Below are 12,306 nucleotides of genomic sequence, written 5' to 3' on the forward strand. Positions count from 1 at the left end.
CCGCTCGTGGCGCGGGCCGTACCCATGACTGTCATTGAATTCCCGCCTCGGTGCACATCTCGGCGAACTCACCCGTGCACAGTTCCTCCTTGGTGACGTAACCGTCGGCCACCACGTCCTTGACGTTGTCGGCGTAGATGGCCTGCGGCTCCATCAGCTCGGCCGGCACGTCCTGTCCCGTCTCCGGGTCCTTGACGCTGCTGGACGCCGCCGGCTTCTCGCCCTTGGCCAGCGCCACCGCGAGCTTGGCCGCGGCGTCGGCCTCCTTCTTGATCGCCTTGTAGACGGTCATGCACTGGTCGCCCGCGAGGATGTTCTGCAGGCCCTGGACGGTGGCGTCCTGGCCGGTGACCGGGATCTTGCCGTTCAGGTTGTTCTTCTTCAGCACCGTGATGGCGGCGTTGCCGAGGCCGTCGTTGGCGGCCAGCACCCCGGCGATGTCGGGCTCCTCGGTCAGCATCTGCTCGAAGATGGTGCCGGCCTGGGTGTTGTCCCAGTCGGGCACGGACTGCTCGGGGCCCTTGACGTACTCGCCGGCGTCGAACTTCGGCTTGAGCACGCCGTCGTAGCCGTTCTTGAACAGGGTGGCGTTGTTGTCGGTCGGCGAGCCGTTCAGGTAGGCCACGATCGGCTTGTCGGCGTTCTTGTCGGTCAGGCACTTGACCAGGCCCTCGCCCTGGAGCTGGCCGACCTTGGTGTTGTCGAAGCTGACGTAGTACTCGGCGCCGCCGCCGAGCGTCAGGCGGTCGTAGTCGATCGTGGCCACGCCCTGCGACCTGGCCTTGTCGATGACGGTCTTGCCGGTGCCGCTGTCCAGGTTCACGATCATCAGCACCGTGGCGCCGTTCGTGATCATCTGGTCGGCGATGGTCTGGAACTGCGTCTTGTCGTTCTGCGCGTTCTGGATGTCGTATTCCACACCGGCGGCTTCGAAGGCCTCCTGGAGGTACTTGCGGTCCGCCGTCTCCCACCGGTCGGAGGACTTGCTGTCCGGCAGGATGACGCCGACCTTGCCCACCGGCGCCGAGGCCGGGGCGGACGAGGTCGTTGTCGTGGTCTGACCGCTTTCGCCCCCGCAGGCGGTGAGACCGAGGGCGAGCGCTGCCGCCGCGGCGGTCGTGCTGAGGATCCCCTTGCGCATGGTGCAGGGTCCTTTCTTCCGGAGGGGCCCGGATGAATGTTGTTTGCGGCAACGTATTCCGGGACGGCCTCCTTGGGAAGGGCGCCTTTTGTTGTTTCGGGTAACAATCCAGAAACGTCGCCTCAACCTGCGTGACTCGGGCGTTCTGTGACGACGAAGCCCGTGCGCGGGGATGGTGGATCGGGTACCGGCGGGTCAGGCGTGCTCGGAGGTCCGCCCGGCGCTCTCCTCGCGCGAGGCACGAGTCGCCCAGAGGTAGACCAGCGCGCCGAGGAACAGCACGATCGAGGTCCACTGGTTGATCCGCAGCCCGAGGACGGTCACCGCGTGGTCCACCCCGCCGACCGGGTCGATCCGCAGCCCCTCGATCCAGAACCGCCCGAACGTGTAACCGGCGACGTAGACGGCGAACAGGCGGCCGTGGCCCAGCGAGAATCGCCGGCCGGCCAGGATCAGCGCGAACCCGAGCGCCGCGGTCCACAACGACTCGTACAGGAACGTCGGGTGGTAGAGCACGCCCGGCTCGCCGCCGTGCGCCTGGTCGATCTCCAGGCCCCACGGCAACGTGGTCGGGCTGCCGTACAGCTCCTGGTTGAACCAGTTGCCCCAGCGGGCGATCGCCTGGCCGAACGCGATGCCGGGCGCGACCGTGTCGGCCACGGCGCCGAGGGACAGCCGCCGGCGGCGGCAGGCCAGCCACACGCCCACGCCGCCCAGGGCGACCGCGCCCCAGATGCTGAGCCCGCCCTCCCAGATGAACAGCGCCTGGTAGGGCTCCTTGATCGCGCGCGGGCCGAAGTAGGTCTGCCAGTCGGTGATGACGTGGTAGAGGCGAGCGCCGATCAGGCCGAAGACGACCGCGGGGACCGCGATGTCGCTGATCACGCCCTTCTCGCCGCCGCGGGCGCGCCAGCGGCGCTCGCTGAGCCAGACGCCGAAGACGATCGCGACGATGAAGCACAGCGCGTAGGCCCGGATGGGGATGAAGCCGAGATGCCAGACCGCTTCGGAAGGGCTGGGAATCGCGGCAAGGGCCATGCGGGTGAGGCTAGCCGACGCGCGGCCGCCCGGCCGGCTTCGTGACCCGATCGGGACGGGACGGCGGCCCCGGTGACGCAGGTGGTTCAGCCGCGGTCGAGCAGGGCGCGGGCGACCTCGACGTCGGTGATGAGGATGTTGACCCAGCCGCCGCGGACCGCTCCCCGGATCGCGGCGATCTTCGACTCGCCCCCGGCGACGCCGATCCGCCGCTCGACCGCGCGGAGCTGGTCGGGCGAGATGCCGATGAGGCGGTTGTTGAAGTCGGCCTCGACGGGCCGGCCGTCGGCGTCGAAGTAGCGGGTGCACACGTCGCCGACCGCGCCGAGCTCCTCCAGCTGACGCTGGTCCGCGGGTGCTATCGCGTTGCCGGAACGGCGCAGCAGGGGCGAGGGCTCCAGCGTGCCGATGCCGAGCAGGGCCAGGGTGAGCCGTGACCACGACTTCATCACCTCGGCCATGGCCGGTTCCTTCGACAGCAGGTCGCGCAGCTCGCGGCTGTGCACCAGGGCGGCCGACGGCGCGAACACCGGCCGCGCCCCGGTGAGCTCGGCGAGCCTGCTGGTGAGGCGGGTCGCGTGCAGCTGCACCTCGGGGCTGCCCGACCCGCCGACGATCTGCACGACCTCCTCGGCGACCGGGACCGTCTTGGCGCGCATGGCGTTGACCGCCTCCAGGAGCGTCGCGCTCCAGGAGGAGATGCCGATGACGTCGCCGCCTTTGAGGGTGGCGTCGAGATAGGTGGCCGTCGCGGCGGCGAGGGCGGGGATGACGTCGGGGCCGACGCCGTCGGTGTCGACCACCACGGCGTCGCGCAGGCCGTACTGCTCGACCAGCGCCTCCTCCATCTCGGCGTGCACGCCATCGGGAGAGACCACGACGGTGCGCACGACGCCGCGGGCGACGGCCTCCTTGAGCAGACGCGAGACCCGGGGCTGGGACAGGTTGAGCTGCGAGGCGATCTCCGGCTGGCGCAGGCCGCGCTCGTGGTACATGCGGGCCACCTTGACCAGCAGCCGCAGATGGTCGGGGCTGGGAGTCGAAGCGATCGCCACGGGTTCGTCCTGTCTCCTCTTGCTCCGGCGGACGCCCCCGAAGGCACCCGTGGAGCGTCCGGTCTGCATGGTAGACGGTGGAACGGCCGAGGGGAGACGCGGGCGTCCTGCCTCACCCCCTCGGCCGTCACGGCTCACAGCTTCGCGAAGACGCCGTACTGGTCGGCATTGTCCTTCGTGATGAGCTCGCAGTCGATGGCCTGCTTCTCCGGCTGGCCCGTGGAGCCCGTCTTGATGAACTTGTCGGCCTGCTCGACGGCGCGTTCGGCGCCCAGGGCGGCCGGTTGCAGCGCGGTCGCCAGCATGGTCCCCGCCTTGATCTGGGCGATGGCGTCGGGGCTGCCGTCGAAGCCGACCACGATGACGTCGGTCTTCTTGGCGGCCTTGAGCGCCGCGACGGCGCCGAGGGCCATCGTGTCGTTGCCCGCGATCACGCCCTGGATGTCGGGGTTGCGCTGCAGGATCGTCTCCATCTTGGAGAAGGCCTCCTGCTGGTCCCAGTTCGCGGTCTGCACCGCGACCTTCTTCATGTCGGGGTACTGCGAGATGACGTCGTTGAACCCCTTGGACCGCACGCCCGCGTTGGTGTCGGACTCCTTTCCGGTGAGCTCGACGTAGTTGCCCTTGCCGTCCATGCCCTTCACGAACTCCTGGGCGGCCAGCTGCGCGCCCTGGGAGTTGTTGGAGACGATCTGGGCCTTGGCGATGCCGGTCTGGTTGATCTCCCGGTCGATGAGGAAGACCGGGACGCCCGCGTCGGTGGCCTTCTTCACCGGGCCGATGGAGGCGTCGGCGCCGGCGTTGTCGAGGATGATCGCCGCGGCCTTGCGCGAGATGGCGGCGTCGATGAGCTCGCTCTGCTTGTTGGGGTCGTCGTCGTGCGAGGCGACCGAGGTCTCGTAGCCGAGGCTCTCGGCCTTCTTCTTGGCGGCGTCGGCCTCGGCCTTGAAGAACGGGTTGTCCGGCGACGGCGTGATGATGGCGATCAGATTGCTGCCGGCCGAGGAGCCGCCGGCCGAGGCCGAGGCCCCCTCCGGCGCCTCGGACGAGGATGATCCGCACGCGGTGAGCGACAGCATTCCTGCTGCCATGACCGCTACGGCCTGGACGACCAGGCGACGGCCGGGGTGGTTCATCGTTACCTCCATTGGGTGCCTCGCCGTCGGCTCGGCAAGGGGATCAGGCTGGGCATGGAACGTGCCGGTGAAGGGACGGGGTCAGCGGTCGGATCTCGCCGCGGCGGCCGGTTCCGGCTCGGCCGCGGCGGCCACGGCGACCGCCGACGCGGCGGCTCCGCGCCGCTGGAAGCGCTGCTGGCTCTGGTCGAGGATGACGGCGACCACGATGACCGTGCCCTTGATGACGATCTGCCAGAACGTCGAAACGCCCAGGATGACCAGGCCGTCGGCGAGGAAGCCGATCACGAAGGCGCCGACCAGCGTGCCGCGCACGGTGCCCCGCCCACCCGACAGGGCGGCGCCGCCGATCACCACGGCCGCGATGGCGTTCAGCTCGAAGCTGTCGCCCGCCTGCGGCGCGGCCGAGGTGAGCTCGGAGGCGATGATCAGGCCGGACATCGCGGCGCAGGCGCCGGAGACCATGTAAACGATCGTCTTGACCCGCTGCACGGGGACGCCGCTGAGCTGGGTGGCCCGCTCGTTGCCACCGGTGGCGTACAGCCAGCGGCCGAAGGCCGTCGAGCGGAGCAGCACGGCGATCAGCACCGCCAGGATGATCATGATCCAGATCGCCACCGGCAGACCCAGCGGCCGGCCGCCGCCGATCCAGTCGAAGCCGGTGTTGTGCGTGCTGGGATCGCCCGCGAGATCCGGGTACGTCGTGCCGCCCGAGATCAGCAGGGCCGCGCCGCGGGCGACGTACAACATGCCGAGGGTCGCGATGAAGGGCGCGACGTTCAGGCGGGTGACGAGGATCCCGTTGACCGTGCCGACCACGGCCCCGGCCGCGACGCACAGGATGACCACGGCCCACACCGGTGGGTAGGCGATGACGCCGAAGAGGCTCAGGTGCACGCCCTGGAGCAGCTCGCCGGCGATCACCCCCGACAGGCCGACGATGGAGCCGACCGACAGGTCGATGCCGCCCTTGAGGATCACCAGCAGCATGCCGAGCGCGAGCACCGCGTTGATGGCCACGTGCTTGGTCATCGTGATCAGGTTGTCGACCGTCAGGAACGAGTCCGACAACAGGGAGAACACGATGATCAGGACGCCGAGCGCGATGAACGCGCGCAGCTCGAAGATGGTGTTGAGGGTCTTGAGCCGGCGGGCCTCGGCGGCCGCCTGCCGGCGTTGACCCGCCAGGGCCGCGTGGTCGTTGGTCAGTGTGTCAGACATGGCTGGTCTCTTCGCTGGTGTCGGCGCCGTCGGCCAGGCTCATCAGCCGGTCGCGGGTGATCTCGCCCGCCCGCAGGTCGGCGACCAGACGGCCGCGGACCAGGACGAGCAGGCGGTCGGGAATGTGCAGGGCCTCTTCGGCCTCTGAGGTGGTGAACAGGACGGCCAGGCCGCGCTCGGCCTGCCGCGCCATCAGCTCGAAGACGTCGGCCTTGGCGGCGACGTCCACGCCGCGGGACGGCTCGTCGAGCAGCAGCACGCGGGGGCCGGTCATCAGCGCCTTGCCGATGACCACCTTCTGCTGGTTGCCTCCGCTGAGCGAGCCGATCGGGGCGTCCGGCCCCGCCGTCTTCACCGTGACGTCGGAGATCATCGACTGCACGGCCTGGCGCTCACCGCCGCGGTCGACGATGAGCCGCCGGACGAACCTGGTCACCGCGGCCAGGGACAGGTTCTGGCCGACGCTCATGGTCTGCACCAGACCGTCGCGCTGGCGGTCCTCCGGCACCAGGGCGAGCCCGGCCCGGATGCGCTGCCGGACGCTGCCCGTGACCGGCTCGCCATGCAGGCGGACCTCGCCGGACGCGGCCGGCAGCCGCCCGGCCAGGCATTCCATGAGCTCGGTACGGCCGCTGCCCATCAGCCCGTAGACGCCGACCGTCTCCCCCGCCCGCACGGTCAGCGAGACGCCGTCGACGGCCAGCCGGTCGGGGTTGGCCGGGTCGGCGACCGACAGCTCGACGGTCTCCAGCGCCACCGGCCCGAGCTTGGGGTCGCGGACGGGGAAGAGGTCGTCCTGCTCGCGCCCGACCATCTTGCGGACCACCCAGGCCAGGTCCACGTCGGCGGCCCGGGCCGTCGCCACCATGGACCCGTCGCGCAGCACCGCCACGTCGTCGGCGATGTCGAGCGCCTCCTCCAGGTGGTGGGAGATGTAGACGATCGCCACACCGTGCGCCTTGAGCTCGTGGATGACCTGGAAGAGCACCTCCACCTCGGGCGCGCTGAGCGCCGACGTGGGCTCGTCCATGATCAGGATCCGGGCGTTCTGCAGCAGCGCCCGGGCGATCTCGACCAGCTGCTGCTGGCCGAGGCGCAGCTCGCTGACCGGCAGGTCGGGGTTGAGCGCGTCGTCGAGCCGGCCGAGCACCTGCGCGGCGGCCGAGCGCTGTGCCCGCCGGTCGACGAAGAGGCCGCGATGGGTGCGCTCGCGGCCCAGGAACAGGTTGTCCTGGATGCTGAGGTTGGGGCAGAGGCTGAGCTCCTGATGGATGATGGAGATCCCCCGGTCGGCCGCGTCGCGCGCGCTGCCGAACTCCACCACCTGCCCGTCGAGCTGCACCTGGCCGGTCGTGGGCGACTCCACGGCGCTGAGGATCTTCATGAGCGTGGACTTGCCGGCGCCGTTCTCGCCGAACAGCACGGTGACCCGGCCGGGCAGGATGTCGAGCGAGACGCCCTTGAGCGCCTGCGTCCCGCCGTACACCTTGGTGACGTCGACGGCGCGCAGGACGGGGGCGGGCGGGGCGGTCACGAGGCGGCCTCGATCGAGATCGGGGTCACCGTCAGCACGTCGGCGGTCAGCGGCGTCATCGCGCCCACCACGGTGACCTTCTTCCCCTCCAGCGCGTCGGGGTCGAGCGAGGCCAGCACCTTGGCCTTGACCTGGTTGTTCAGGGCCGTGGCGGCGTCGGCGTACTCGACCTGGTTGGTGAACTGGCCGAACTTGATGAAGCCGACGGCGTCGCGCAGCGCCGTGCCGTTGATCGCGGGGCCGATCTGCACCGACACCCTGGTGTCGTCGTCCAGCTCGGGCACCTTGACCTCCAGCAGGCCGCTCTCCGGCTTGCCGGCGGTGCCGGTCAGCGAGACCGCGAAGCTGTAGGGGCCGGTGCCGTCGCGGGCGCCGTACTTCTGGCCGGCCGCGTCGGGGTCGGCGGCGATCGCCTTCTGCAGCGTGACGATGTCGACGGCCTTCTCCTGGATCGCCGGCACCACCTTCGGCTCGTACGTCTGCGCGCCGTACTTCGCCGGGTCGAACTTGGCCTGCTCGCCCGCCCGCGGCGCGGTGTCCGGCCGGTACGTCGTGCTCGTCAGGATCGCGATGATCACGAGGACGAGCACGATGAGGCTGACGCGGCCGAGGGTGATCGGGCCGCGGCGGGCGGGGGCGCTCCAGCCGGGTGGCTGATCCTGCGCAATTGTCATGACGTACTCCCGTTAGCTCCCGTTAGCGCGTGCGCCCAGGTCTCTGGCGACCGTGAGGCGCTGGTGCCACCTCGCGACGGCGCGCTCTCTCCGCTCGTCGTCCCAGGCAGGGGTGAAGACCTCCAGGTCGCGGTCGGCTCGCGCCTCCAGGTCGGCGATGCTCCACAGGCCCAGGCCGAGCCCGGCCAGCCCGGCCGCGCCGGCGGCGGACAGCTCGGGATGCGCGGTGCGGGCCACCTCGACGCCGGTGAGGTCGGCTTGCAGCTGCATGAGGGCGGCGCTGCGGGTCAGACCGCCGTCGGCGACCAGCCTGCGCAGCCCGGGAAGGGCGGCCAGCACGTCGGCGACCTGGTGGGCCACCGACTCCAGAGCGGCCCGCGCGAGCTGCGCGCGCGAGGTCCCGAGGTCGAAACCGGCGATCAGCGGCACCGCCCCGGGGTCCCACCAGGGCGCTCCGAGCCCGCCGAAGGCCGGCACCAGGGTCACGTCTCCCGCCTCGGAGCCGGCCGCGAGGTCGACGATCCGGTCGGCGGGAACGTCGAGCAGATCGGCCAGCCAGGTCAGGGTCCGCCCGCTGGAGCGGATGTTGGCCTCCAGGGCGAACGACGGGCTCCCGTCCGACCAGGCGATCGTGTCGCACAGGGCGCCCGCCGGCCCGCCCGGTTCGGCGACCGTCATCACCGACGACCCGGTGCCGTAGGTGGCCTTGACCACCCCCGGCCGCCAGCCCGCGTGCGCGAACAACGCGGCGTGCGAGTCGCCGAGCACCGCCGTCACCGGGACCCCGTCGGACAACGGCCCGAGGCCACGGATCTCGCCGAAGGGGCCGGTGGAGGCCACGACCCGGCCCAGCGCGGCCCGCGGCACGTCGAAGAGGTCGAGCAGCTCGTCGTCCCAGTCGCCGGTCGCGAGGTCCAGCAGCTGGGTGCGGGAGGCGTTGCCGACCTCCGTGACGAACTGCCCGGTCAGCGAGTCCAGCAGCCACGCGTCGACGGTGCCGAGCCGCAGCTCGCCACGGCGGCTGCGGCGGCGCGCCGGGTCGTGCCGGTCGAGCAGGGCCGCCATCTTCGACGCCGAGAACATCGGGTCGAGCGGGAGGCCGGTACGGCGCCTGACCAGGTCGCCGTACCCCTTCTCGGCCAGTCCGGCGGTCAGCGCCGCGCCCCGCTGGTCCTGCCAGCCGGCCAGCGGCGCGACCGGCAGGCCGGTCCTCGCCTCCCACAACACCACCGACTCGCGCTGGGTGCTCAGCCCGACGCCGCGCACCGCGACCGGGCCGGCCTCGCGCAGGCAGCCGGCCACCGCGTCGCGGACGCTATCGAGCAGCTCGGCGGCGTCCTGCTCGGCCAGCCCGGGGCCGGGATGGGTCTGGGACAGCGGCGCGCTCGCCCGGGCGACGATCGCGCCCGAGGCGTTGACCAGCAGCGCCTTCGTGGAACTCGTGCCCTGGTCGACGGCGAGGACGAGCGGTTCCATCAGGACCGTCCCAGGGCCTCGCGGGCAGCCTTGGCGATGCCGTCGGCGTTCAGACCGAAGTGGTCGAGCAGGAAGGACGTGCTGCCGGTCGGCGCGAACGTGGGCACGCCCACCATGCGCACGGGCACGGGCCGGTGCTCGGCGACGACCTTGGCCACGGCGGCGCCCAGGCCGCCTGAGAGGAGGCCCTCCTCGGCCGTGACGATCACGCCGGTCTCCTCGGCGGCGGCCACGACCTCGGCCACGTCGAGCGGCTCGACGAACGTCATGTTGACCACGCGGGCCTCGACGCCCTGCTCGCGCAGCAACGCCGCGGCGTCCAGGGCGCGCGAGACCATGGTGCCGACGGCGATCACGGTCAGGTCGCCGCCCTCGGCCAGCCTCGTCGCCCGGCCCGTTTCGAAGACGGCGCCGGCGGGGGTCACCGCGGGGACCTTGAAGCGGGGGATGCGCAGGTAGGCGGGGCGTCCCGACGCGGCGGCCCAGCGGACGGCGGCGCGGGTCTGGGCCGGGTCGGCGGGCACCACGACCGGCAGGCCGGGGACGGCCCGCATCCACGAGATGTCCTCGATGGAGTGGTGGGTCGGGCCCAGCTCGCCGTACGCCATGCCGGGGCTCTGCCCGCACAGCACCACGTGCCGGTCGCTGTAGGCGACGTCGGCCTTGATCTGCTCCAGCGCCCGGCCGGTGAGGAACGGCGCGGCGGCCGACACGAACGGGATGAAACCGGCGTTGGCCAGACCGGCCGCGACGCCGACGAGATCCTGCTCGGCGATGCCGACGTTGACCAGGCGGTGCGGGAACTCCTCGCGGAACTTGACGAGGTTGCTGGACCCCACCGAGTCGTTGCACACGGCCACGATGCGCTCGTCGGCGCGGGCCAGCGTGATCAGCTCGTCGGCGAAGTCGATCCGGCAGTCGAAGGTGGGGGTCTGCTCGGCCACGGCGGTCATCGGCTCAGCTCTTCGAGTGCGAGGCGGACCTGCTCGTCCGTGGGCACCTTGTGGTGCCACTCGACGCGGTCTTCCATGAACGAGACTCCCTTGCCCTTGACGGTGTTGGCGACGACGGCCACGGGCCGGCCGGTCGTCGACGGCGCGTACGCCTCCTTGATCGCCTGGTGGTCGTGTCCGTCGATGACGCGCACCTCCCACCCGAACGCCGCCCACTTGTCGTCGAGCGGTTCGAGCTTCTTGGTGTCCTCGGTGCGGGCGCCCTGCTGCAGGCGGTTGCGGTCGACCACGGCGGTGAGGTTGTCCAGGCCGTAGTGCGCGGCCGTCATGGCGGCCTCCCAGTTGCTGCCCTCCTGCATCTCGCCGTCGCCGAGCACGACGATGGTGCGCCAGGTCTCCCCGCGCAGCTTCGCGCCGAGCGCGCACCCGGTGGCGACCGGGAACCCGTGCCCGAGCGGACCGGTGTTGGTCTCCACGCCGGGCACCTTGACGCGGTTGGGGTGGCCGTTCAGCGGTGACAGGGGCGCCATGAACTCCGACAGCCGTTCGCGGGAGAAGAAGCCGCAGGAGGCGAGCGTCGAGTAGAGAGCGGCGGCGCAGTGGCCCTTGCTGAGGATGAACCTGTCGCGTCCGGGGTTGGCCGGGTCGAACGGATCCAGTTCGAGCGTCCCCCACATGGCGGTGACGAGCAGGTCGGTCACCGAAAGGTCGCCGCCGACGTGGCCCATCCGGGCCGCCTGGATGGTGGTCAGGACGTCACGGCGGATGCCGGTGGCGATCGTCGCGAGTTCGGGGGCCGCCTCGGCCGGAGTGGCCGCGCGCAGGCGTGCGCCACGCTCGACGTAGGCGCGGGCGGCGGCCTCGTCGAGTTCGAGCGGCCGAGGGGCGATGTCCAGGGCGGTCATGCGGATTCGCTCTCGGCGAGCGCGCGGTAGAGGGCGCGCTTGGCGACCCGCTGGGCGGCCAGCGCGTCCTGGGCGGACTGGGCGGCGGCCAGCTCGTCGCGGTCGAGGTAGTCGAGCGCGTGGTGGAAGGCGCGCATCGTGCGGATGCCGGCGCGGGCGGCCTCGACGGAGTCCTCCCTGAACGGGAACTGGTCGAGCTGCCAGACGCCCTGCCAGCCGGCGTCGCGCAGGGCGAAGAAGAACTCGAAGGTCTCCAGCAGGTGCACGGAACCGACGACCATGTCGTCGTCCCAGCCGCGGAAGTTGTCGTTGACGTCGATCGCGAAGAGCTTGCCGCGGCTCATCGCCATCTTCGCGGCCTCGGCCGGGGTCTCGCCGCCGTACAGCGAGTGGCCGAAGTCGAGCAGGACGCCGACGTTGTCGACGCCCATGTCCTCGATCGCGAGGAGAGTGCGGGCCACGGAGGAGAACACCATGCGGTTGCGCGGTTCGCGCGGTTTGTACTCGATGGCGAACTTGAGGTCGGGGAATGCCTGGGCCAGCTCCCTGACCGCGTCGACGGACTTGTCCCAAAGATCGGAGTAGTCGGCCTGGAAGGGGTAGTCGTAGCCGTCCTGGCCGGGCCACAGCTTGACGTAGTCGATGCCCAGCTCACGGCCCACCTCGGCGGCGGCGGCGACCAGCTCGATGGCGTCGCGGCGGAGCGCCGGGTCGGGGTTGGTGAAGCCGCCCTTCATGAACTTGCCGGTGTAGAACTCCGGCGTCACGGCGATCGCCCGCAGGTTCTGCTCGGCCAGCGCGTCCTTCACCTCGGCGGTGCTGATGCCGCCGGGCGGGAACGGCCAGTTGAGGTCCACGACGGACAGGTCCCCCACGGCCCCCGCCAGCTTGATCGCGTCAAGGACGGTCCGGGGCTCGCCGTACCCGTCGGTGGCGTACCGGTCGACGTAGGTGGCGAAGTGCCAGATGCCCGCACCGTAGATCGGCTCATCGTGGGAGTGAATGTTTATGCGATGACGATCAGACATGCATGCACGTTAAGGGAGGATTAATTCGAGTGTCAATGGCCACTCAGCCCGGTACGGGGCCTGGCCACGGCCGGGACCGCCTCCGTGGCCCTTGATGCCGCTCGACGCCTGGCGATCTGTCACATTTTGGAAACCTTGACGAGAT

11 protein-coding genes are annotated in these 12,306 nt (G+C 71.0%); all 11 read right to left on the reverse strand.

Features of this window, described 5'->3' with window-relative positions:
* Positions 1-31: 31 nt before the first annotated feature.
* The 11 genes from C1J01_RS13185 to C1J01_RS13235 all read right to left on the reverse strand — a co-directional run bounded on the left by C1J01_RS13185 (position 32) and on the right by C1J01_RS13235 (position 12,161).
* The gene (locus tag C1J01_RS13185) at positions 32-1,141 is read right to left on the reverse strand and encodes a sugar ABC transporter substrate-binding protein (protein WP_111179238.1); all 1,110 of its coding nucleotides are present in this window, start codon (positions 1,139-1,141) and stop codon (positions 32-34) included.
* Positions 1,142-1,336: 195 nt separating this feature from the next.
* Positions 1,337-2,179, reverse strand: coding sequence for a prolipoprotein diacylglyceryl transferase (gene lgt / locus C1J01_RS13190; protein WP_111179239.1), 843 nt, complete (start codon positions 2,177-2,179; stop codon positions 1,337-1,339).
* Between the two features lie 86 nt (positions 2,180-2,265).
* Complete coding sequence (locus C1J01_RS13195) at positions 2,266-3,234, reverse strand: sugar-binding transcriptional regulator (RefSeq protein WP_235854412.1); 969 nt, start codon at positions 3,232-3,234, stop codon at positions 2,266-2,268.
* 134 nt (positions 3,235-3,368) lie between these two features.
* On the reverse strand, positions 3,369-4,370 hold the full coding sequence (locus C1J01_RS13200; protein WP_220039890.1) for a D-ribose ABC transporter substrate-binding protein: 1,002 nt from the start codon (positions 4,368-4,370) through the stop codon (positions 3,369-3,371).
* Positions 4,371-4,451: 81 nt separating this feature from the next.
* Complete coding sequence (locus C1J01_RS13205; protein WP_111179241.1) at positions 4,452-5,591, reverse strand: ABC transporter permease; 1,140 nt, start codon at positions 5,589-5,591, stop codon at positions 4,452-4,454.
* Positions 5,584-7,125, reverse strand: a complete 1,542-nt coding sequence (locus tag C1J01_RS13210; protein ID WP_111179242.1) for a sugar ABC transporter ATP-binding protein — start codon at positions 7,123-7,125, stop codon at positions 5,584-5,586. Before C1J01_RS13210 ends, C1J01_RS13205 begins: the two co-directional genes overlap by 8 nt.
* Positions 7,122-7,799, reverse strand: a complete 678-nt coding sequence (locus tag C1J01_RS13215; RefSeq protein WP_111179243.1) for a DUF2291 domain-containing protein — start codon at positions 7,797-7,799, stop codon at positions 7,122-7,124. Before C1J01_RS13215 ends, C1J01_RS13210 begins: the two co-directional genes overlap by 4 nt.
* 12 nt (positions 7,800-7,811) lie before the next feature.
* Positions 7,812-9,275, reverse strand: a complete 1,464-nt coding sequence (locus tag C1J01_RS13220) for an FGGY family carbohydrate kinase (protein WP_111179244.1) — start codon at positions 9,273-9,275, stop codon at positions 7,812-7,814.
* Positions 9,275-10,228, reverse strand: coding sequence for a transketolase family protein (locus C1J01_RS13225; protein ID WP_111179245.1), 954 nt, complete (start codon positions 10,226-10,228; stop codon positions 9,275-9,277). Before C1J01_RS13225 ends, C1J01_RS13220 begins: the two co-directional genes overlap by 1 nt.
* The gene (locus tag C1J01_RS13230) at positions 10,225-11,133 is read right to left on the reverse strand and encodes a transketolase (protein ID WP_111179246.1); all 909 of its coding nucleotides are present in this window, start codon (positions 11,131-11,133) and stop codon (positions 10,225-10,227) included. The genes C1J01_RS13225 and C1J01_RS13230 overlap by 4 nt, the downstream gene beginning before the upstream one ends.
* Complete coding sequence (locus C1J01_RS13235) at positions 11,130-12,161, reverse strand: sugar phosphate isomerase/epimerase family protein (protein WP_111179247.1); 1,032 nt, start codon at positions 12,159-12,161, stop codon at positions 11,130-11,132. The genes C1J01_RS13230 and C1J01_RS13235 overlap by 4 nt, the downstream gene beginning before the upstream one ends.
* Between the last annotated feature and the right edge of the window lie 145 nt (positions 12,162-12,306).

It is taken from the genome of Nonomuraea aridisoli (assembly GCF_003236395.1).
Classification (GTDB): Bacteria; Actinomycetota; Actinomycetes; order Streptosporangiales; family Streptosporangiaceae; genus Nonomuraea; species Nonomuraea aridisoli.

Excerpts from the sequence above, each read along its gene's own strand:
- C1J01_RS13205 (WP_111179241.1), bottom strand. The coding sequence starts at position 5,591 with ATGTCTGACACACTGACCAACGACCACGCGGCCCTGGCGGGTCAACGC.
- C1J01_RS13235 (WP_111179247.1), bottom strand. The coding sequence starts at position 12,161 with ATGTCTGATCGTCATCGCATAAACATTCACTCCCACGATGAGCCGATC.
- C1J01_RS13200 (WP_220039890.1), bottom strand. The coding sequence starts at position 4,370 with ATGAACCACCCCGGCCGTCGCCTGGTCGTCCAGGCCGTAGCGGTCATG.
- C1J01_RS13185 (WP_111179238.1), bottom strand. The coding sequence starts at position 1,141 with ATGCGCAAGGGGATCCTCAGCACGACCGCCGCGGCGGCAGCGCTCGCC.
- C1J01_RS13230 (WP_111179246.1), bottom strand. The coding sequence starts at position 11,133 with ATGACCGCCCTGGACATCGCCCCTCGGCCGCTCGAACTCGACGAGGCC.
- C1J01_RS13225 (WP_111179245.1), bottom strand. The coding sequence starts at position 10,228 with ATGACCGCCGTGGCCGAGCAGACCCCCACCTTCGACTGCCGGATCGAC.
- C1J01_RS13215 (WP_111179243.1), bottom strand. The coding sequence starts at position 7,799 with ATGACAATTGCGCAGGATCAGCCACCCGGCTGGAGCGCCCCCGCCCGC.
- C1J01_RS13220 (WP_111179244.1), bottom strand. The coding sequence starts at position 9,275 with ATGGAACCGCTCGTCCTCGCCGTCGACCAGGGCACGAGTTCCACGAAG.
- lgt (WP_111179239.1), bottom strand. The coding sequence starts at position 2,179 with ATGGCCCTTGCCGCGATTCCCAGCCCTTCCGAAGCGGTCTGGCATCTC.